Annotated in this window: 21 protein-coding genes, 2 riboswitches and 1 other annotated feature; of the genes, 15 read left to right on the top strand and 6 right to left on the bottom strand. The window is 45.4% G+C overall.

Going from position 1 to position 18,804, the window contains the following annotated elements; translation table 11 throughout:
• Nucleotides 1-11: 11 nt before the first annotated feature.
• Complete coding sequence (locus tag CVV77_RS05855) at nt 12-1,001, top strand: ABC transporter ATP-binding protein (RefSeq protein ID WP_100274831.1); 990 nt, start codon at nt 12-14, stop codon at nt 999-1,001.
• A 35-nt stretch (nt 1,002-1,036) separates the two neighbouring features.
• Here CVV77_RS05855 and pgl read toward each other — a convergent pair whose 3' ends face one another.
• Together pgl and CVV77_RS05845 are read right to left on the bottom strand one after the other, a co-directional pair.
• Nucleotides 1,037-2,086: a 6-phosphogluconolactonase gene (gene pgl, locus CVV77_RS05850; protein ID WP_100274830.1), complete on the bottom strand. Its 1,050-nt coding sequence runs from the start codon at nt 2,084-2,086 to the stop codon at nt 1,037-1,039.
• A gap of 89 nt (nt 2,087-2,175) precedes the next feature.
• The gene (locus CVV77_RS05845) at nt 2,176-3,036 is read right to left on the bottom strand and encodes a dimethylarginine dimethylaminohydrolase family protein (protein WP_100274829.1); all 861 of its coding nucleotides are present in this window, start codon (nt 3,034-3,036) and stop codon (nt 2,176-2,178) included.
• A 189-nt stretch (nt 3,037-3,225) separates the two neighbouring features.
• Here CVV77_RS05845 and CVV77_RS05840 point away from each other — a divergent pair, with 189 nt between their 5' ends.
• Nucleotides 3,226-3,744 carry an acyl-CoA thioesterase gene (locus CVV77_RS05840; RefSeq protein ID WP_032732170.1) on the top strand — a complete coding sequence of 173 codons (519 nt, stop codon included), beginning with the start codon at nt 3,226-3,228 and terminating at the stop codon, nt 3,742-3,744.
• A 247-nt stretch (nt 3,745-3,991) separates the two neighbouring features.
• Complete coding sequence (hmpA, locus tag CVV77_RS05835) at nt 3,992-5,191, top strand: NO-inducible flavohemoprotein (protein ID WP_100274828.1); 1,200 nt, start codon at nt 3,992-3,994, stop codon at nt 5,189-5,191.
• Between the two features lie 77 nt (nt 5,192-5,268).
• Here hmpA and CVV77_RS05830 read toward each other — a convergent pair whose 3' ends face one another.
• Nucleotides 5,269-5,496, bottom strand: coding sequence for a hypothetical protein (locus tag CVV77_RS05830; RefSeq protein WP_100274827.1), 228 nt, complete (start codon nt 5,494-5,496; stop codon nt 5,269-5,271).
• Between the two features lie 156 nt (nt 5,497-5,652).
• Here CVV77_RS05830 and CVV77_RS05825 point away from each other — a divergent pair, with 156 nt between their 5' ends.
• The 9 genes from CVV77_RS05825 to CVV77_RS05785 all read left to right on the top strand — a co-directional run bounded on the left by CVV77_RS05825 (nt 5,653) and on the right by CVV77_RS05785 (nt 12,632).
• Nucleotides 5,653-6,384, top strand: coding sequence for a DUF421 domain-containing protein (locus CVV77_RS05825; RefSeq protein WP_084995019.1), 732 nt, complete (start codon nt 5,653-5,655; stop codon nt 6,382-6,384).
• Between the two features lie 91 nt (nt 6,385-6,475).
• Entirely contained in the window at nt 6,476-7,003 is a 528-nt protein-coding gene (locus CVV77_RS05820; protein ID WP_100274826.1) for a DinB family protein, read from the top strand.
• Entirely contained in the window at nt 6,993-7,508 is a 516-nt protein-coding gene (locus CVV77_RS05815) for a GNAT family N-acetyltransferase (protein ID WP_100274825.1), read from the top strand. The genes CVV77_RS05820 and CVV77_RS05815 overlap by 11 nt, the downstream gene beginning before the upstream one ends.
• Before the next feature lie 34 nt (nt 7,509-7,542).
• Nucleotides 7,543-7,654, top strand: a riboswitch (guanidine-I (ykkC/yxkD leader).
• A 77-nt stretch (nt 7,655-7,731) separates the two neighbouring features.
• Nucleotides 7,732-8,070 carry a multidrug efflux SMR transporter subunit YkkC gene (gene ykkC, locus CVV77_RS05810; protein WP_060398468.1) on the top strand — a complete coding sequence of 113 codons (339 nt, stop codon included), beginning with the start codon at nt 7,732-7,734 and terminating at the stop codon, nt 8,068-8,070.
• The gene (gene ykkD / locus CVV77_RS05805; protein ID WP_003239063.1) at nt 8,070-8,387 is read left to right on the top strand and encodes a multidrug efflux SMR transporter subunit YkkD; all 318 of its coding nucleotides are present in this window, start codon (nt 8,070-8,072) and stop codon (nt 8,385-8,387) included. Before ykkC ends, ykkD begins: the two co-directional genes overlap by 1 nt.
• Before the next feature lie 70 nt (nt 8,388-8,457).
• Nucleotides 8,458-9,360: a formyltetrahydrofolate deformylase gene (gene purU / locus CVV77_RS05800; protein WP_100274824.1), complete on the top strand. Its 903-nt coding sequence runs from the start codon at nt 8,458-8,460 to the stop codon at nt 9,358-9,360.
• A gap of 86 nt (nt 9,361-9,446) precedes the next feature.
• Nucleotides 9,447-9,657, top strand: a binding site (T-box leader).
• Nucleotides 9,658-9,720: 63 nt separating this feature from the next.
• On the top strand, nt 9,721-10,818 hold the full coding sequence (proB, locus tag CVV77_RS05795) for a glutamate 5-kinase (RefSeq protein ID WP_100274823.1): 1,098 nt from the start codon (nt 9,721-9,723) through the stop codon (nt 10,816-10,818).
• A gap of 11 nt (nt 10,819-10,829) precedes the next feature.
• Nucleotides 10,830-12,077, top strand: coding sequence for a glutamate-5-semialdehyde dehydrogenase (proA, locus tag CVV77_RS05790; RefSeq protein WP_100274822.1), 1,248 nt, complete (start codon nt 10,830-10,832; stop codon nt 12,075-12,077).
• A gap of 129 nt (nt 12,078-12,206) precedes the next feature.
• Nucleotides 12,207-12,632, top strand: coding sequence for an organic hydroperoxide resistance protein (locus CVV77_RS05785; protein ID WP_003239059.1), 426 nt, complete (start codon nt 12,207-12,209; stop codon nt 12,630-12,632).
• Between the two features lie 32 nt (nt 12,633-12,664).
• Here the strand turns inward: CVV77_RS05785 and ohrR are convergent, their stop codons facing one another.
• Nucleotides 12,665-13,108 carry an organic hydroperoxide resistance transcriptional regulator OhrR gene (gene ohrR / locus CVV77_RS05780; RefSeq protein WP_019258198.1) on the bottom strand — a complete coding sequence of 148 codons (444 nt, stop codon included), beginning with the start codon at nt 13,106-13,108 and terminating at the stop codon, nt 12,665-12,667.
• 141 nt (nt 13,109-13,249) lie between these two features.
• On the opposite strand from ohrR, the gene ohrB reads away from it, so the two are divergent.
• Nucleotides 13,250-13,660: an organic hydroperoxide resistance protein OhrB gene (gene ohrB / locus CVV77_RS05775; RefSeq protein ID WP_019258199.1), complete on the top strand. Its 411-nt coding sequence runs from the start codon at nt 13,250-13,252 to the stop codon at nt 13,658-13,660.
• Between the two features lie 124 nt (nt 13,661-13,784).
• The gene (locus CVV77_RS05770; protein WP_100274821.1) at nt 13,785-14,888 is read left to right on the top strand and encodes a glycosyltransferase family 2 protein; all 1,104 of its coding nucleotides are present in this window, start codon (nt 13,785-13,787) and stop codon (nt 14,886-14,888) included.
• Nucleotides 14,889-14,893: 5 nt separating this feature from the next.
• Here the strand turns inward: CVV77_RS05770 and guaD are convergent, their stop codons facing one another.
• A complete protein-coding gene (gene guaD, locus CVV77_RS05765) occupies nt 14,894-15,364 on the bottom strand; it encodes a guanine deaminase (protein ID WP_100274820.1) in 471 nt (156 codons plus the stop codon).
• A gap of 135 nt (nt 15,365-15,499) precedes the next feature.
• Between guaD and CVV77_RS05760 the strand changes: the two genes are divergently transcribed.
• Nucleotides 15,500-16,126 carry a histidine phosphatase family protein gene (locus CVV77_RS05760; RefSeq protein ID WP_088111039.1) on the top strand — a complete coding sequence of 209 codons (627 nt, stop codon included), beginning with the start codon at nt 15,500-15,502 and terminating at the stop codon, nt 16,124-16,126.
• A gap of 39 nt (nt 16,127-16,165) precedes the next feature.
• Here the strand turns inward: CVV77_RS05760 and metE are convergent, their stop codons facing one another.
• The gene (metE, locus tag CVV77_RS05755) at nt 16,166-18,454 is read right to left on the bottom strand and encodes a 5-methyltetrahydropteroyltriglutamate--homocysteine S-methyltransferase (RefSeq protein ID WP_100274819.1); all 2,289 of its coding nucleotides are present in this window, start codon (nt 18,452-18,454) and stop codon (nt 16,166-16,168) included.
• Between the two features lie 127 nt (nt 18,455-18,581).
• Nucleotides 18,582-18,737: riboswitch (SAM riboswitch) on the bottom strand.
• Nucleotides 18,738-18,804 lie beyond the last annotated feature (67 nt).

The following is an 18,804-nucleotide window of genomic DNA, read 5'->3' as shown; positions in this document are numbered from 1 at the left end:
GAGGGAGACAAATGACGCCACTGCCTTTGTTAGAGGTCAGCCAGCTGAAAATGCATTTTGACGCAGGGAAAAAGCGGACAGTCAAAGCCGTCGACGGGGTCACCTTTCAGATTCATGAAGGAGAAACGTTCGGGCTAGTCGGTGAATCAGGGTGCGGGAAATCAACCTTGGGGAGAGTGCTGATGCGCCTTTATCAGCCGACAGATGGAAGTGTGACATACCGCGGCACAAATCTTCACGCACTGAGTGAAAAAGAGCAGTTTGCCTTCAACCGCAAGCTGCAGATGATTTTTCAGGATCCTTATGCTTCACTTAACCCGCGCATGACAGTTCGAGAAATTATTTTGGAGCCGATGGAAATTCACAATCTATATCATACCCATAAAGCGCGGCTTCTCGTTGTGGACGAGCTGCTTGAGGCAGTGGGGCTTCATCCCGATTTTGGCAGCCGTTATCCCCATGAATTCAGCGGCGGACAAAGACAGAGGATTGGGATTGCAAGAGCACTGTCGCTGAATCCTGAATTTATCGTGGCAGACGAACCGATTTCTGCACTTGATGTCTCGGTTCAGGCACAGGTGGTCAACCTGCTGAAGCGGCTTCAAAAAGAGAAAGGACTCACGTTTTTATTTATTGCCCATGATCTTTCGATGGTGAAGCATATCAGTGACAGGATCGGTGTCATGTACTTAGGGCACATGATGGAAATTACAGAGAGCGGAATACTGTATCGTGAACCGCTGCACCCCTATACAAAGGCACTTTTGTCCTCGATTCCGATTCCAGACCCTGAATTGGAGGACAAGCGTGAGCGCATCCTTTTAAAAGGGGAACTGCCGAGCCCGGTCAATCCGCCGAGCGGCTGCGTGTTTCGGACCCGCTGTCCGGAGGCAATGCCTGAATGCGGGGAATCCCGTCCCCAGCTTCAAGAAATCGAAGCCGGTCGATTTGTCGCTTGCCACTTGTATCGAAATGCTAAGACGACAGAAAAGGTGAGATAAACAAAAAAGACTGGCTCCGGAGCCAGTCTTTGCTTTTATGATTGATGTAAAAATTTCACGCAAACCGGGTAAGGGACAGAAACAGTTGATGGAAGCACTGTCAATCGGCCGGTTTCTTTGTCTCTTTCAAACAGCACAAGGTTTCCTGTTTCTTCATTTGATGCAACAAGGAACGCTTCCGTTGGATCAAATACAAAGTCACGAGGCCAGTTGCCTTCTGTTGAGACTCTTTCCACGAAAGCCAGCTCGCCTGAGTATTGATTCACTTCAAATACAGCGATACTGTCATGGCCGCGGTTTGCGACGTAAACAAAACGGCCATCCTGTGTGACATGAATGGCACTTCCCTGGCTGTTATCTGTAAAATCATCAGGGATGGCAGAGACGACATGGATTTCTCGGAATTCGCCGGCAGTCGGATTGTATTCAAGCGCAATCACTTCATTGCTTAATTCTGTCATCACATAAGCGTATTTTTCTTTCGGATGAAAAGCAATATGGCGAGGCCCTGCGCCGGGAGCGAAAGAATGGGTTCCGGATTCAGTCAATACGCCGTCTTTCAGCTTATAGGTGTAAAGCTTATCTGTTCCTAAATCAACCGCTACGACATAGTTGTGTTCAGGTGTGAATCCCGCGTAGTGTGTATGCGGCTTTTCCTGTCTTTCGTGCGGTCCTTTTCCTGTGTGGGCAGCTTCTGCAGCAGGAGCTTGTAAACTTCCGTCGCCTTGGACAGGAAAAGCGTGTACCTTTCCGCTGTGATAATTGGCAGTCAATACGAATTGATTTTGATCATCGACGCTTACGTGGCATGGTGATGGGCCGTCAATTAACTGATGATTCAGAAATGTCAATTCACCGCTGTTTTTATCGATTTGATAGGCAGCAACTCCGCCTTGGCCGTCTGCTTTTTCAATTGAATAAAGAATGGTGTTGTCTTTATTCGGCGTCACATATGTCGGGTTGTCCAGCTTAGCGGCAAGCTTTGGCTCGCTGAGTGTTTTTTTCTCAGTATCAAGCTCAAATGAATAAATCCCTTCGCTTCCGCCTTTTGTATATGTTCCGACATATCCTATGTACTTTGTCATGCGATTTCCCCCTTAAAAATGATGTCACCTTTATATTAACGTATCTTGATAAAATAAGCTGTTCAAAACATGAAAAAGGGGAATATTCTTCATTCACCGCGAATCAGGGGCATCGTACAGCATCTGAAGGAGCCGCCTGACTTAATAATTTCTGACAGGTCGATTTCGATGATGTGATAGCCTCTTTTCGATAACTGTTGATTGACATGGCGGTTGCAAGGGAGGCTGATGATCGTTTTTCTCCCGATAGAAAGAACGTTGGTGCCAAGCGTAAATTGTTCGTCCTCGGGCACCTCGATGAGATCATAACGTTTTGCCAGCATTTCTGCAGCCTCTGGCTCAAGGGCTTTAGGATAAATTAGCGCTTCAGTTTCAGATACGATGTTAAATACGCAGTCCAAATGCAAAAATTTTTCATGCAGCTGTACTGGAATGACCGTATATTCAGGAAGCGCCTCTTCCAGCTGGCCGATGGCTGACATGTCCGTACGCTGGCTGATTCCGACGTAGACTGTATCACCATCGATGATGACGTCACCGCCTTCAATGCTTGTATCAAGCATACGGGTGTAAGAAATGCCTTGACTGTGAAAAAACTTTTTTATGACGGCTTCTTCCCCTTGGCGAATCGGTTCAGTCATGCTCGAGAGGAAGGCTTTTTCTCCGATGACAAACCCTATGTCTCGGGTGAAGACCTGCTCGGGGAGTCCGTCGCGGACGGGCAAAAGGATGACCTCGATGTTGTGTGACCTGAGTGTTTCAACCAAGCGGCTGTGCTGATCGGTGGCGGTTTTGACATGAATATTGTCATTTTCAAAATGTTTTTGTGTTTCGTTTATGACATCTTTTATGGTCATATGCTCCGGTCTGCATAAAATCACTTTCTGAAGTGTGCCGTATTCTGTTCGGCATACCGTTTTGTACTGATGTTTCGGGATGGATACGTCCATTTGTTTCTCCTCCTGACCGTGTGAAGAATACATTTATTATTCCCTCATCATGAAAATCATTAAACGTTTTGGAAAGAAAACCTGACAGTTAAACCATTTTAAATTTTAGACAAATGGCAGAGAATATTGTTTAATAGGAGAATATGAGTGCTTTTAGCTAAACGATCAGACATCAAAGGGGAGAAAGGTATGGAAACACCGGAAACAAAATTTTGTAAAGAGTCAAAGGTTGTAAAAACCAGCAGGGTGTTCCCGCTTGATACAAACAACCATAATACGCTGTTTGGCGGAAAATTAATGAGTTACATCGACGACATTGCCTCTATTTCCGCGGCGCGCCATTGCAGACGGGAAACAGTAACAGCTTCGATGGACTCTGTAGATTTTCTGAAGCCGATCGGGCAAAAGGATTCTGTCTGCTTGGAGTCATATGTGACATGGGTCGGCACATCTTCCATGGAGGTGTTTGTAAAAGTCATTAAGGAGCATCTGATGACTGGCGAACGGGAACTTGCCGCGACATCCTTTTTGACATTTGTCGCATTAGATTCAAATGGCAAGCCGGTGCCTGTACCGAGAGTTGTACCGGAAACAGAAGAAGAAATCATGCTGCACAATACAGCAGTTCAGCGAGCTAATGAACGAAAGAACCGCAAAAAACACAGCCAGGCGCTTGCAAATGCGCTCGGAACTGATAAGCCTTGGTAATCGTTAAACCCAAAACATGATGTTGTTTTGGGTTTTTTTGTGCTGTTCATCTTTCCGATGGTGATAATTACAGCGGTTAGTCCGTTTTTGCTAGGGGATTCTATAAAAAAGCAACATTTGTCACGTTAAATTGATAATTTTGTGACAATTTTATTAAAGATTCATTTTGAATATATCTTTTATTCGTGACATCATGTATTTTAAAGATATATTTTAAATATATCTTTTTGAAAGGATTGTTTAAACAATGTTAGATAATAAAACAATCGAAATTATTAAAAGCACTGTACCCGTATTACAACAGTATGGAGAAGCGATCACTGGCCGTTTTTACGATCTGATGTTCCAAGATCATCCAGAACTTTTGAACATTTTTAATCAAACAAACCAAAAGAAAAAAACACAGCGCACTGCACTTGCAAATGCCGTTATTGCAGCTGCGGCAAATATTGATCAGCTCGGAAATATCATTCCGGTCGTGAAACAAATCGGCCACAAGCACCGCTCTATCGGAATTAAGGCTGAACATTATCCGATCGTCGGCAAGTATTTGCTGATTGCGATTAAAGATGTTCTGGGAGATGCTGCGACTCCTGATATTATGCAGGCGTGGGAGAAAGCGTACGGAGTAATCGCTGACGCGTTCATCGGAATTGAAAAAGAAATGTATGAGAAGGCGGAGCAGCAAGCTGGCGGCTGGAAGGAGTATAAGCCGTTCGTCATCGCGAAAAAAGAGCAGGAAAGCAAAGAAATTACATCCTTCTATTTGAAGCCGGAAGACGGCAAGCCGTTACCTGAATTTCAAGCAGGGCAGTATATCAGCATCAAAGTACGGATTCCTGACTCTGAATATACGCATATTCGTCAATACAGCCTGTCTGATATGCCGGGAAAAGACTATTATCGAATCTCAGTGAAGAAAGACGGTGCCGTATCTTCCTATTTACACGATGGGCTGCATGAGGGAGATTCAATAGAGATCAGCGCACCGGCAGGAGACTTTGTTTTAGATCCTTCATCACAAAAAGATCTCGTTCTGATCAGTGCCGGAGTTGGCATTACACCAATGATCAGCATGCTGAAAACGTCTGTTTCCAAGCAGCCTGAACGGCAGATTCTGTTCATTCATGCCGCGAAAAACAGTGAATATCACGCATTGCGTCATGAGGTAGAAGAAGCGGCAGATCATTCGTCTGTCAAAACAGCATTTGTGTATCGTGAGCCAACAGAGCAAGACCGTGCAGGTGATCTTCAATTTCAAGAAGGACAAATTGATCAGCAGTTCCTCAAAAAACTAATTGCCAATACAGATGCGGATTATTATATTTGCGGTTCACCGTCATTTATTACGGCAATGCATAAACTTGTATCAGAACTTGGATCAGCACCGGAGTCTATCCATTACGAGCTGTTCGGCCCGCAATTAAGTTTGGCACAGTCCGTTTGAACACATACATGAAACTCTTCTCCTTTCTGAGAAGAGTTTTTTTATTGAGATAGAAGAAGGCGGACAAGCGCCTGCTTCTACATCCGGACAATCACTGATCCGCCGCCGCTTGTGCATACACGGTTTTGCTGTTCTTGCATCGTTCTCAGCAATTCATTGTTTACCTCAATCGCTCTGATTAGCTGCTCCATTCTTAGCTCTAAACCGGCTAGCCTGTCGATTGTCTGCTGTTGCTGATAGCCCGAGGAATGAGGAGCTGATGAAAGATCATAGGGCCAATGGGTATTCGTCTTCTGATACTTCATATTGTGCCTCCAATCTATGTTGCTTTCTATTATGGTATGTGCTAGGGAAGTGCACGTTCGCCTATTTAAACACCGAATAAAAGGGTGTGATGCATAGCGCTTCTGCCTCAGGGCAAAATAGGCTCAATATGACTAGCGTGATGGAGGTAAAGACCGGTGTTGTGGATCGTATGGGCATTTTTACTGAAGCCAGTTATCGTATTTTCGATTGCGTATATTCTGTTTCGGCTTGCCGGTAAAAAAGCCGTATCACAAATGAACAATTTTGATCTGCTTTTGACCTTCGCAATCGGAACCATTATCAGTGAGCCGATTCTTACATCCAGACTGCCGATGTCGATTTATTACGCGGGCACTTTTTTGGTGCTTTATCTTCTGATGAGCAAGCTTGCTCTTTCTAATAAATGGCGATGGCTGCTGGTCGTAAGTCCGACTGTCTTAATCCGAAACGGGGATATTGATGAACGCGGACTGCGTAAAGAAAGGCTGACTGTTAATGAGCTGCTCGGAAAGCTAAGGGAAAAGGGCTATGCCGATCCGGCTGACATTGATCTTGCCATCATTGAAGAAACGGGAGAAGTGAGCGTCATTCCAAAAGAGGAAGCGAGAGCGGTGCAGGTGCGGGATTTGAATATGGAAGCTGAACGGAATTTTATCCCGATCCCCCTCATACTGGACGGTGAAATCCTTGATCATAATTTGAAGTACCTCCAAAAAAACCGAGCCTGGCTGTTTGAGAAGCTTGAGGAAAAAGGATACAGCCCCAAACTGCTGTCCTCGATCACACTTGGCACGATGAATGACCGCGGCGATATATCGCTTGATTGCAATACTTCAAACGAACCGCGGCATGATCCGTATTTATATAAACCGGGAAATAACAATTAAGATTGCTCTCTATTTTTAAAGAGAGCTTTTTTCTTTTTTAAAGGGAATTTTTGTTTGGCGTCAAATGTACCTAGTTAGGAGGGGAACAAACATGAAGGACTTATTCATTAGAAACGACATGGCGCCGATGGTCAGTCTGCTGTATTCCGCAGTGGAAGAAAACACTCTCCGTCTGGCTTCTATCGTAAGCCACATGACACACAGTGAACTGTATTATAGGGGGCGCTGCCAAACAAAAAACAGCACGGCTCAGCTTTTGCACCATATCGTAAATGTTGACATCAGATGGGTCTGGCGTATCAAGGAAAACCGGATACCGGATCATATTGAACAGGCATACGGCCCGATGACAGATGAAAACGGCCGACTGCCTGAACCGGAGAACCAGCCCGGTTTAGATGAACTCCTGAGAAGACATCAACATGTGGTAAACGAGCTGAAATCGATATGTTTCACCTTAACTGAAGATGATTTGCACAAGCCGCTTTCTTACGATAATGACACCGCGACTGTAAGGTGGGGCATTTGGCACATGGCGGATCATAACCGCTATCATCAAGCACATATTGAAGCCCTCAAAAAAGAATGGAAGCAGGATTTGGCGAAATATGAGCGCTAAAACGAAGCTTGTGACCGATCGCATTTGTTTGCGCTGTATGGAAGATCGGGATCATGCTTTTTTGCTCGAGCTTTTTAACGATCCTGACGTCATGAAATATTATTCCGGTTTAAAAGATAAAAGGCAAACCCGCGAGTGGATCAATTGGAACAAGAGAAATGAAAAAGGGTACGGCGTCAGTCTGTGGATCGCCGAAGACATACGGACAGGGGATTTTTTGGGGCAATGCGGCATCGTGCCCCAGCAGATCGAAAATCAGACAGTAATGGAAATCGGCTATATGTTTGCACGCCGCCACTGGGGGAACGGCTATGCGCAAGAAGCGGCTCGAGCCTGCCTGGACTACGGCTTCGATGAGCGGCAGTTCGGCAAAATGGCAGCCTTGATTGACCCGGAGAACAAGGCATCCATACGGGTAGCGGAGAAAATCGGCATGCTATACAGCAGAACGATCAGAAAGTGGAATAAACCGATCGCGGTATATGAAAGAAAATCTTACATTTGAAAGAAAGTGTGAAGTTGTAGTATCATAGTGCCCAGGTAAAGTTTTCTAGGGTTCCGCATGTCAATGGACATGGACTGGTCCGAGAGAAAACACATACGCGTAAATAGAAGCGCGTATGCACACGGAGGGAAAAAAGCCCGGGAGAGTCAATCTCATGTGAGACGACTGTCCGGGGTTTTTTTGTTTTCGGAGAATCTTACTGGAAAGAAAGGAATGACTTGTAATGAAATGGGGATTAGTCCTGCTTGCCGCCGTTTTCGAGGTTGTTTGGGTGGTAGGCTTAAAGCATGCTGACTCAGCTTTAACATGGAGCGGCACAGCCGTCGGCATCATAGTCAGCTTTTATCTTTTAATGAAGGCGACAAACAGTCTGCCTGTCGGAACCGTGTATGCCGTCTTTACCGGACTCGGAACAGCTGGAACAGTGTTGAGTGAAATCATTCTGTTTCATGAGCCGATCGGATGGCCAAAGCTTTTGTTAATCGGCGTGCTCTTAATCGGTGTAATCGGATTGAAGCTTGTGACACAGGATGAGACAGACGAAAAAGGAGGCGAGGCATAATGCTGCACTGGATCAGTTTATTGTGCGCGGGCTGTTTGGAGATGGCCGGCGTGGCCCTTATGAATCAATATGCGAAAGAAAAAAACGTGAAATGGGTGCTGTTGATCATTGTTGGTTTTGCCGCATCATTTTCCTTGCTGTCGTATGCAATGGAAACCATTCCGATGGGTACCGCTTATGCTGTCTGGACTGGCATTGGCACCGCCGGCGGAGCGCTTGTCGGCATCCTCTTTTACAAGGAGCCGAAAGACGCCAAACGGATCTTCTTTATCGCTTTGATCTTATGCTCAGCCGTTGGTTTAAAAATTCTGTCATAAATTGATTTTTATCAAATCTTCAGTATAATGGATAAATAGTTTAGACTTACAAAGATAAGAGGGATTATTCATGAAATCATATATGACTCAGCGGTTAAACGAATACCGCGACGGGAATGAGGATAAAGGTCGCCTTTTGGTCAGCTGTCCCGATCAGCCGGGTATCGTTTCTGCGGTTTCCGCGTTTTTATTTGAACACGGCGCCAATATTATAGAATCCAATCAATATACGACAGACCCTGAAGGCGGCCGGTTCTTCCTGAGAATCGAATTCGACTGCGAGGGCATTCGCGAGAAAAAAGACACACTGCAGGAGGCGTTTGCGTCAATTGCGGAAAAATTCGACATGACATGGAGCTTAACATTGGCAAGCGAGCTGAAGCGTGTCGCCATTTTTGTCTCAAAGGAGCTTCACTGTCTGCATGAGCTGATTTGGGAATGGCAAACCGGCAACCTTATGGCGGAAATCGCTGTTGTTATCAGCAACCATGAAGAGGCGAGAGAGCTGGTTGAGCGGCTGAACATTCCATTCCACTATATGAAAGCGAACAAAGACATCAGAGCGGAAGTCGAAAAGAAGCAGCTTGAACTGCTTGAGCAATACAATATTGATGTAATCGTTCTCGCACGCTATATGCAGATCTTAACTCCTGACTTTGTCTCGGCTCATCCGAATCGCATCATCAATATCCACCATTCGTTCCTGCCTGCTTTTATCGGTGCGAATCCGTACAAACGGGCTTACGAGCGCGGCGTGAAACTGATCGGAGCGACATCTCACTATGTCACAAACGATCTGGACGAAGGGCCGATCATTGAACAGGATATTGAGCGTGTGGATCACCGTGACAACACGGACGCCCTTAAAAATATCGGCAGAACGATTGAGCGCAGCGTGCTTGCACGTGCTGTAAAATGGCATTTGGAAGACCGCGTCATCGTTCATGAAAACAAAACAATCGTCTTTAACTAGACGGCAAGAGCCCGCGCCATGCGGGCTCTTTTTGGTGACAAAAAACCTTGACAAGTGTCTTTTTTCTTTGCATAATATAAAAAAATCATTGAGCGTTGAAGAGGATTAGTAAGCAGACCTTTCTGTGACAGAGAGCAAAATGAATCGCTGAAACATTTTGCCGCATGAAACCTGCTGAACCTGCCTTGGAGTCTTAGGGGGAAAACCTAGGCGCGTAACCTGGCGTTACAGGAAAGCGGAGCGTGCATAAGCGCGTTCAATCAAGGTGGTACCACGGAAACCCATTTCGTCCTTATGAATCAGGATGAAATGGGTTTTTTTATTGTAAGTTGGCTGGCGAAGAGCCGCGGAGGAGAATAAATGAAAAAACAAAGAATAGTAGTAAAAATAGGAAGCAGTTCGCTCACGAATAGCAACGGAAGCATTGATGAGGCAAAAATCAGAGAGCATGTTCAGGCCATTTCCCTGTTGAAGAAAGCGGGACATGAAATGATTCTGATTACCTCGGGAGCCGTAGCGGCGGGGTTTTCCAGCCTCGGTTATCCGTCCCGTCCCGTTACCATTAAAGGAAAACAGGCGGCGGCCGCGGTCGGACAAACACTGTTAATGCAGCAATATATGAATCAATTCAAACAATACGCACTGACTCCGGGACAAATCCTGTTAACGAGAAATGATTTTTCGAAAAGAGAACGGTATCGAAACGCGTATGCAACGATTATGGAATTACTGGAGCGCGGCGTCATTCCGATTATCAATGAAAACGATTCTACATCTGTTGAAGAATTGACATTCGGGGATAATGACATGCTTTCTGCGTTAGTCAGCGGATTGATTCATGCGGACCAGCTCATGATTCTCACTGACATCAACGGGCTGTATGATGCCAATCCGAATGAAAATCCTGAGGCGAAACGATTTGATTATTTGCCGGAGATCACGCCTGAATTGCTGGGGTATGCCGGTTCAGCCGGATCAAAGGTCGGCACCGGCGGCATGAAATCAAAGCTGTTAGCAGCACAAACCGCGCTGTCTCTTGGAGTGAAAGTGTTCATTGGAACAGGCAGCGGAGAGCAAAAGCTGGCGGACATTTTGGACGGCACGGGAGACGGCACTTATATCGGAGACAAAGAACTATCCTCGGTTAACAACACGAGACAGTGGATTCAGTTCCACTCGCCGATATCAGGTGAGATCCTCATTGATGCTGGTGCCGAGGAGGCGATGATCCATAACGGAAGCAGCCTGCTGCCGGCTGGCGTTGTGGGCGTGAACGGAAGTTTTCCGAAAGGGGCGGTCGTGGAAGTTAAGGGACCGGGCGGCGTGATCGGCAAAGGCCAAACTCATTACTCCTCCGAGGAGATTATGGAGGCCAAAGGCAAACGAAGTGATGAACTTGATTGTGAGAAAACGTTTGAGGTGATCCACAGGAATGACTGGGTCAATTTAAAAGACTAGGAGGCGGAAAAATGAGTGAAGTTTCTGTAAAAGCGAAGCTGGCAAACGAAGCAGCAGCTGAACTGATCATGAAAACAACGGCTGAAAAAAATGAGGCGCTCAGCCTCATCGCAAACGGGCTCCGAAAAGAAATAGATTTTCTCTTAATGGAAAACGCCAAAGATATTGAGAACGGAAAGAACAATGGCTTAACACCTGATATCATTGATCGCCTGACACTTGATGAGAAACGCATTCGTGATATAGCGGATGCAGTAGAGCTTTTAATTGATTTGGCAGACCCGGTCGGTGAATCTCTTGAAACGATTGAAAAAGAGAACGGACTGTTTATCGAAAAAATCCGTGTTCCGCTCGGTGTTGTCGGAATGATCTATGAAGCGAGACCGAACGTTACAGTCGACGCGGCGACCCTCTGCTTAAAGACGGGTAACGCGGTTGTTCTGCGGGGAAGCTCCTCTGCCATTCACAGCAACAAAGCACTCGTCAGCGTGATTCACAGAGCGCTTGAGCAGTCATCGCTTCCAATTAACGCCATACAGCTGATTGAGGATACAAGCAGGGAAACAGCGAAAGAACTCTTTACGCTGAACGACGGTCTTGACGTATTAATCCCGCGTGGAGGCAAAAAGCTGATTGATCTCGTCGTGAGAGAATCAACAGTGCCTGTGTTAGAAACCGGAGCAGGAAACTGCCACATTTTCATTGACGAAACGGCCAAACCGCAAATGGCGGAAAAGGTTGTGGTAAACGCCAAAACGCAGCGCCCTTCCGTGTGTAATGCAATTGAATCATTGCTGATTCACAAAGCGTGGGCGAAGCAGCACGGGAAAGAATTGCTTGCCCAGCTGGAAAACGCGGGAGTTGAAATTCGCGGTGATGAATTTGTATGTGAACTTCATCCTTCAAGCAAACAAGCGTCAGAAGAAGATTGGGAAACTGAATTTTTAGCGCCTGTCCTCAGCGTAAAGACGGTTGAGAACGTCCAAGAAGCTTTGAGGCATATCCAACAATACGGCACCAATCATTCTGAAGCGATTTTAACTGAGGATGACAAGCACGCGGCTTATTTTCAAACCGCTGTCGATGCTGCTGCGGTCTATCATAACGCATCAACCCGTTTTACCGACGGCTTTGAATTCGGCTACGGGGCCGAAATCGGCATCAGCACGCAAAAACTTCATGCAAGAGGGCCAATGGGGCTTCCTGCACTGACTTCTACAAAATATATCATTAAAGGAACTGGGCAAATCCGCGAATAGCGGGGCAATGTTCGATGAAAAAGCTTATCTCGTAAAGGGATAAGCTTTTTTTATGCGCCAAAAAATTGACACTACAAATTAGATTGTGTACAATTTAATTGTATAAAATATATTTAGGGGGAATGAAACATGAGTCAGCCATTATTTACAGCATCAGTATCAGCGGTAGGAGGAAGAGAAGGAAAGGTGATATCATCAGATCGCGTTCTCGAACTCGATGTCGCAATGCCGGGAACACCGAGAGCAAAGAAATTAGAAAAAGCGACAAATCCGGAGCAGCTGTTTGCAGCAGGTTACGCAGCTTGCTTTGACAGCGCACTGCAGCTGGTAGCAAGAACAGAACGAGTGAAAGTAGAGACAGAGGTTACAGCGCATGTCAGCCTGTTAAAGGATGAAGAAGATCAAGGCTATAAATTAGGTGTGACGCTGCAGGTGAAAGGGAAAGGAGTCAGTGCATCAGAATTACAGGCACTTGTGCAAAAAGCGCACGGCGTTTGCCCGTATTCAAAAGCAACCTCCGGAAATATCGATGTTACGCTGGAAGTAGCTGAATAAAATATTAAGAGGATGCCTCGTATAAGGCATCCTCAACTTTTTTGATGGAGCGTTTCCAGCAATGTATATAGAGCGGATTTTAACTGTTTCAGGTCCTCTCCGGACTGCTTTGAGAGCCCCAAGATCGTCCTTGGTATGTCAGCCGCTTTTTCTTTTAATGACTCCCCGTTCTCTGTCAGGCTGATCAATACGGACCGCTCATCCTCTTCAGATCTTTTTCTCGTAATCAAACCTTGCTGTTCCATTCGTTTCAGCATCGGAGTGAGTGTCCCTGAATCTAAATACAGCAGCTCGCCCATTTTTTTGACAGTAAGCGTTTCGTGTTCCCATAACAAAAGTAAAGCCAAATATTGAGGGTACGTCACATTCAGCTTTTCAAGCAGCGGCTTGTATTGCTTTGTCATTTCCCGCGAACTCGCATATAGCAAAAAACAAAGCTGATTCTCCAACTTCATATGGTCAAATTCATTTTCCATCTTGTTCACCAACTCTTTCTGTCATTCCATTCTATTGTATCTGAAAAACATCACTTTTCCTATTCTCGGCAAACATAGCATGTTTAAAAAGATCAGAAAGGGAAATATAACAACTAGATACAAACAAGGAGGATGGAAAAAATGGCACTATTTACAGCAAAAGCAACCGCACGCGGCGGACGGGCCGGACATATTACATCAGATGACGGCGTTCTTGATTTTGATATTGTGATGCCTAATGCAAAAAAAGAAGGACAAACCGGAACAAACCCGGAACAGCTCTTTGCGGCAGGATACGCTGCATGCTTCGGCGGCGCCCTCGAACACGTGGCCAAAGAGCAAAATATTAAAATCGATTCCGAAATTGAAGGGCAGGTCAGCCTCATGAAGGATGAGAGCGACGACGGGTTTAAAATCGGCGTCACACTTGTTGTGAACACCAAAGATTTGGATCGGGACAAGGCACAAGAGCTTGTCAATGCTGCTCATGAATTCTGCCCTTATTCGAAGGCAACCAGAGGAAATATTGATGTAAAATTAGAATTAAAATAATGACCGGCATCCTGAGGGTTCTCAGGATGTTTTTTTGTGCGGAAGCACGCGGAGCGGGCATGATCTTTTCGAAGTGTGAATACATGTAGTATAGGTGAATTCAGACTAGAGAAAAGGTGAGCACATGAAAAGACCAAAGCTGTCAGTTTGTATGATTGTGAAGAATGAAGAACGCCATATCGCACGCTGTTTGGAGAGTGTGCAGCGTATTGCTGATGAAATCATTGTGGTTGATACCGGTTCGAACGATCGTACGGAAGACATTTGCAAAAGCTTTCATGCCCAAGTTTATCATCATAAATGGGAACAGGATTTTTCAAAGGCGAGAAATGCCAGTTTACAGCATGCCAAGGGAGAGTGGATCTTGATCTTGGATGCCGACGAAGAACTAGACTCGGATACGGGCAGCCTATTGCCTTCGCTGCTGACTGACAGCCTGCCGTCTCTCGGTTGTGTGAAGGTCGTGAACTACACCGGGAAGCAATGGAATGAAAATGAAGCGTTTGAACAAAGGCAGATCAGGCTGATCCGCAATCAGCAAAACATAAGGTTTACGGGAAGTATTGGGGAAAGACCAGAGGGAAGAGAGGCAAGCAGCCCTTTCTCGCTTCCATGTATCATTCACCATTACGGTTATTTAGAGCAGGAGGCACAGCAAAAGCATCAACGCAACATGAACTTATTGGATACGGAATTGCTGACATCCTGTGCTGACCCGTCTCTCATTTATCAGAAAGCAGCTGAGTATGACAGAGGAAACGAACATGATAAAGCCTTCCGGCTGGCAATGGATTGTATCAATAAATGTAAAAGAAAACAGCAAATTCCGCCGCCTGCTTTCTATTATTTAAAGTATAAATTATTGATTGACGCAGAACGGTACGAAGAAGCGAATCGGGATATCAATGAAGCGCTGGGGCATTATCCCGATTACTGCACGCTTCACTATTATAAAGGGATCATTATGTATCAGCTTAAAAAAGTAAGAGAAGCAATCACAGCGTTCGAAGCTTGTCTGCAAACCGATAGTGAAAATCTTCAGTACGTACAGGTAAAAGGAGCAGCCGATTTTAGATCAAGCTGCTGGCTCGGTGTCTGCCATGCTGAATTGCATCAGCATATGACCGCTGTTTTGTATTTGCAAAAAGCGCTGAAAGTCAATCCGAAGTGCGCACGGGCACAGCGGCTTCTCACCGAATTAACAAAGGATCAGGCCGCACATGCCTGATCCTTTTAATATTCTTTCTTATTGGCAAAATCCCGCCATGCCTGGAATGGGGATAAATGCTCCTTCAGGGTCACCTGATAAAAAGGTATGTTTCTTTTTTCTACCGGTTTATCAATTTCTTCATATATGAATGAATCATCAAATCCGGCTTCAGCAGCGTCTGTGTGCCCCGCTGCATAGTAAACGGCTTTCGGCCTGGCCCAGTAGATGGCGCCTAAGCACATGGGACATGGCTCGCAGCTTGCATATAAAATGCAATCATCAAGCTGATAGGTGTCAAGTGCCCGGCAGGCATTTCGAATAGCCGTCACTTCTGCATGGGCAGTCGGGTCATTGCTTGTTGTGACGTTGTTCTGTCCCTCGGCAATAATGGCTCCGTCTTTCACGATAACGGCTCCGAAAGGCCCGCCAACTCCCGCATTCACTCCTTCACGAGCAAGATCGACAGCCCGTTTTAAGAACTTTTCATGATTCATCCTAAACCCTCCTGTCAATTGAGTGTTATAAGTATAGCCGAAAAGAAGTGCAAAGAACATTCTCAAAAAAGTGAAAAGTAAACAAAATATTTGGGGGATTTGCTAAGATAAGAGGAGAAAAGAGGAGGGGTGATCATGCTGCATTTATATATTGCTAGGCACGGACAGACTCAATGGAATGTGGAAAAACGGATGCAGGGCTGGCTGGATTCTGATTTAACAGAACTTGGACTGTACAACGCCCGCGCTCTTGGGAAGCGTCTGAAAGATATTGAATTGAATCAGGTTTACATCAGCCCGAGCAAGCGGACAGAAGAGACGGCAAAAACCATACTGGGATCGCGCCGGCTCCCGCTGGTTAAAGATTATATGTTCAGAGAAATGTCACTGGGCTCATGGGAAGGGAAAAAACAAGAGGATATTGAAAGAGACGAACCTGATCTTTTTCATGCTTATTTTCATCATCCCGAAGCTTATCGCCAGCCGGGATGTGAAACGTTTTTTGACCTTGAAAGCCGGGTAAGGCTGGCTCTCCAAACGATTTTAGACAGCCATTCTTCCGGTAATGTTCTCTTGGTTACCCATTCTGTCTTTATATTAATGTTGTTAAATATCATAAAGGGAAGACGCATTAATGACATATGGAATTCTGCTTACATACATGATACTTCATTGAGCCTTGTGGAATTTGATGAAAATGGAACAGCCAAAATAGTAAAAGAAGGGGATGGGGAGCACCGGAAACCGATTCCCGCTTTCTAATAGAAAAAACCATCTGCCAAAGGCAGATGGTTTCTATATTTATACAAGCTGTGTCTGCTGAGCTCTTGCCTGTTTTGCAGCTTCAACCATGTTTTTCAATGCTGCAACCGTTTCTTCCTGCTGTCTTGTTTTCAATCCGCAGTCTGGATTTACCCAGAAGCGGTCAGTCGGACAGACGGCAAGCGCATCAACGATAATGTTGTACATTTCTTCAGTTGACGGAACACGTGGGCTGTGAATGTCATATACACCAAGGCCTAGACCCTTCAGATACGGATGCTCTCTTAAGTAATCCAAAAATCCTCCGTGGCTTCTGCTGTGCTCGATCGTAATAACATCCGCGTCAAGATCATTAATCGTATCGACGATGTCTTCAAAGTTGCTGTAGCACATATGCGTATGAATTTGCGTATCGTTTTTCACGGAAGAAGTGGTTAATCTGAATGCTTCTGCTGCCCAAGTCAAATATTCATCCCAATCTTGGGTTTTTAATGGAAGACCTTCACGCAGCGCCGGTTCATCGACTTGAATGATTTGAATGCCTGCGTCTTCAAGCGCTTTTACTTCTTTGCGAAGGGCAAGCCCAATTTGGAAGGCGATTTCTTTTCTCGAAATGTCGTTTCGAGGGAAAGACCAGTTTAAGATCGTAACAGGGCCAGTTAGCATTCCTTTCACATGCTTGGAAGTCAATGACTGTGCATACACAGTATCTTTTACTGTCATCGGTTCAATAAATTCAACATCTCCGTAAATGACTGGCGGGCGGACACAGCGTGAACCGTATGATTGAACCCAAGCGTATTTTGTGAAGGCAAAGCCGGCCAGCTTCTCACCGAAGTATTCGACCATGTCGGTCCGTTCAAATTCACCGTGAACAAGGACATCAAGTTCCAATTCTTCCTGAATATCAATCCATCTTTTTGTTTCTGCATTGATAAAGTTTTGATACTGTTCATCAGACCACTCATTTTTCCGCCATTTTTGGCGTGCGCTCCGCACTTCAGCAGACTGCGGGAAGCTCCCGATCGTAGTCGTTGGCAATAGCGGAAGGCCGAGAGATTTATTTTGCAGGGCTAAACGTTCTTCAAACGGAATCGGGCGCTTGAAGTCTTTATCAGCTAATTGCTCAAGCTCTTTCTTCTGTTCAGAATTCGCGCCTGTTGCAAACTGTTTGAGCGCCTGAATATCAGTTTTAGCCTGCTGAATTTGTTCGCTGATCGCCGCTTTTCCTGAAACTAAGCCTTCTTTCAAAGCTGTCAGCTCGGCTAGTTTTTCTTTTGCGTAGGATAATCCGTTCAGCAGATCCTTTTCCAAATGCTCGTCAGGGTGTTTTGCTACAGGAACGTGCAGCAGGCTGCTGGAAGGCTGAATCCACAGTTCCTCAACTTTTGCAATGCTGAGAATATCGAGAACGGCATCGAGACGTTCTTCAAGATCTGCTTTCCAAATGTTGCGTCCGTCGATCACACCGGCTGCCAGCACTTTGTCTGTTGGGAATCCGTGTGTTTTCAGCTGTTCCAGGTTTCTGCCTTTATCGTGAACGAAATCAAGGCCAATTCCCTGTACCGGATAAGAGATCAGCTCTTCATAAGCATCAACAGAATCAAAATACGTCTGCAAAAGCACATTCAAGGAGGAAAGCTCGCTTGTGATGTTTTTAAATAATTCTTTTGCACCGCGGACATCTTCGGCAGAGGCGGTAACGAGCGCCGGCTCATCGATTTGAACCCATTTTACGCCTTCTTCTTCAAGCTCTTTCAAAAGCTGTACATATAACGGCACAAGGCGTTTTTGGATCGCTTTAGCTTCAGACGGCTCATAGCCTTTGGCAAGCGTAACGAACGTATAAGGGCCGACAATCACAGGTTTTGTTTCAACGCCGTATTCCTGTTTGATCCTGCGATAATCTTCGAGCTGTTTGTTTCTTGTCAGGCGGAACTCAATGCTCTCGTCATATTCCGGAACGATGTAATGGTAATTTGTATTAAACCATTTTGTCATTTCACTAGATACAGCGTCTTTAATTCCGCGGGCGATAGCGAAGTATGTATCGGTAGCGTCAGTCAAATGTCTGAACCGTTTTGGAATCCAGTTGAAGCTGACTGCTGTGTCGAGTACATGGTCATACTGGGTGAAATCAGAAACAGGCACAACATCAATCTGCTGGTCAATTTGTGTTTTTACGGCGGATAAAAATAGTTCGTCGATTTGCTTTAAAAACGTATCTTTATCAGTGCTGCCTTTCCAATACGCTTCAAGTGCTTTTTTCCATTCTCTGTTCAGTCCGATTCTCGGAAATCCTAAATTTGATGTTTTGATGGTTGTCATTGTTTCTCCTCCTTTATATGTAAAACACTCTCGTTAACCCGCGGATACAGGCTGCTAAGAGGTTTTCTCACAATAAAAAGCCTCTTTCCCATGAGAGAAAGAGGCTTTTCTGCGTAAAACACTGCCTCTCTCATCTCTCAGACACAATCTGATGGAATTAGCACCGTGCCTTATGAGACATCAGTCTCGGCGCGAAAAGCAGTGCGCCCCATTTCACAATGGAATTACGGTCGGTTGCTGTTGGGGTCAAAAGGCCAATCCCTCGCCCAACTCTCGATAAGAGAAAATGTTATTAATTTTTTGAAAAGTTGAATCATTTGTTGGTAATCTTAACAGTAATTCAAATTCGT

Origin of the sequence: Bacillus sp. SN1 (assembly GCF_002796895.1) — a bacterium.
GTDB classification, from domain to species: Bacteria; Bacillota; Bacilli; order Bacillales; family Bacillaceae; genus Bacillus; species Bacillus inaquosorum.
This window is presented reverse-complemented; position numbering and strand designations above follow the sequence as displayed.

What these genes read in the sequence shown, in the direction of transcription:
- CVV77_RS05855 (WP_100274831.1), top strand. Translation starts at nt 12, where the DNA reads ATGACGCCACTGCCTTTGTTAGAGGTCAGCCAGCTGAAAATGCATTTT.
- pgl (WP_100274830.1), bottom strand. Translation starts at nt 2,086, where the DNA reads ATGACAAAGTACATAGGATATGTCGGAACATATACAAAAGGCGGAAGC.
- CVV77_RS05845 (WP_100274829.1), bottom strand. Translation starts at nt 3,036, where the DNA reads ATGGACGTATCCATCCCGAAACATCAGTACAAAACGGTATGCCGAACA.
- CVV77_RS05840 (WP_032732170.1), top strand. Translation starts at nt 3,226, where the DNA reads ATGGAAACACCGGAAACAAAATTTTGTAAAGAGTCAAAGGTTGTAAAA.
- hmpA (WP_100274828.1), top strand. Translation starts at nt 3,992, where the DNA reads ATGTTAGATAATAAAACAATCGAAATTATTAAAAGCACTGTACCCGTA.
- CVV77_RS05830 (WP_100274827.1), bottom strand. Translation starts at nt 5,496, where the DNA reads ATGAAGTATCAGAAGACGAATACCCATTGGCCCTATGATCTTTCATCA.
- CVV77_RS05820 (WP_100274826.1), top strand. Translation starts at nt 6,476, where the DNA reads ATGAAGGACTTATTCATTAGAAACGACATGGCGCCGATGGTCAGTCTG.
- CVV77_RS05815 (WP_100274825.1), top strand. Translation starts at nt 6,993, where the DNA reads ATGAGCGCTAAAACGAAGCTTGTGACCGATCGCATTTGTTTGCGCTGT.
- ykkC (WP_060398468.1), top strand. Translation starts at nt 7,732, where the DNA reads ATGAAATGGGGATTAGTCCTGCTTGCCGCCGTTTTCGAGGTTGTTTGG.
- ykkD (WP_003239063.1), top strand. Translation starts at nt 8,070, where the DNA reads ATGCTGCACTGGATCAGTTTATTGTGCGCGGGCTGTTTGGAGATGGCC.
- purU (WP_100274824.1), top strand. Translation starts at nt 8,458, where the DNA reads ATGAAATCATATATGACTCAGCGGTTAAACGAATACCGCGACGGGAAT.
- proB (WP_100274823.1), top strand. Translation starts at nt 9,721, where the DNA reads ATGAAAAAACAAAGAATAGTAGTAAAAATAGGAAGCAGTTCGCTCACG.
- proA (WP_100274822.1), top strand. Translation starts at nt 10,830, where the DNA reads ATGAGTGAAGTTTCTGTAAAAGCGAAGCTGGCAAACGAAGCAGCAGCT.
- CVV77_RS05785 (WP_003239059.1), top strand. Translation starts at nt 12,207, where the DNA reads ATGAGTCAGCCATTATTTACAGCATCAGTATCAGCGGTAGGAGGAAGA.
- ohrR (WP_019258198.1), bottom strand. Translation starts at nt 13,108, where the DNA reads ATGGAAAATGAATTTGACCATATGAAGTTGGAGAATCAGCTTTGTTTT.
- ohrB (WP_019258199.1), top strand. Translation starts at nt 13,250, where the DNA reads ATGGCACTATTTACAGCAAAAGCAACCGCACGCGGCGGACGGGCCGGA.
- CVV77_RS05770 (WP_100274821.1), top strand. Translation starts at nt 13,785, where the DNA reads ATGAAAAGACCAAAGCTGTCAGTTTGTATGATTGTGAAGAATGAAGAA.
- guaD (WP_100274820.1), bottom strand. Translation starts at nt 15,364, where the DNA reads ATGAATCATGAAAAGTTCTTAAAACGGGCTGTCGATCTTGCTCGTGAA.
- CVV77_RS05760 (WP_088111039.1), top strand. Translation starts at nt 15,500, where the DNA reads ATGCTGCATTTATATATTGCTAGGCACGGACAGACTCAATGGAATGTG.
- metE (WP_100274819.1), bottom strand. Translation starts at nt 18,454, where the DNA reads ATGACAACCATCAAAACATCAAATTTAGGATTTCCGAGAATCGGACTG.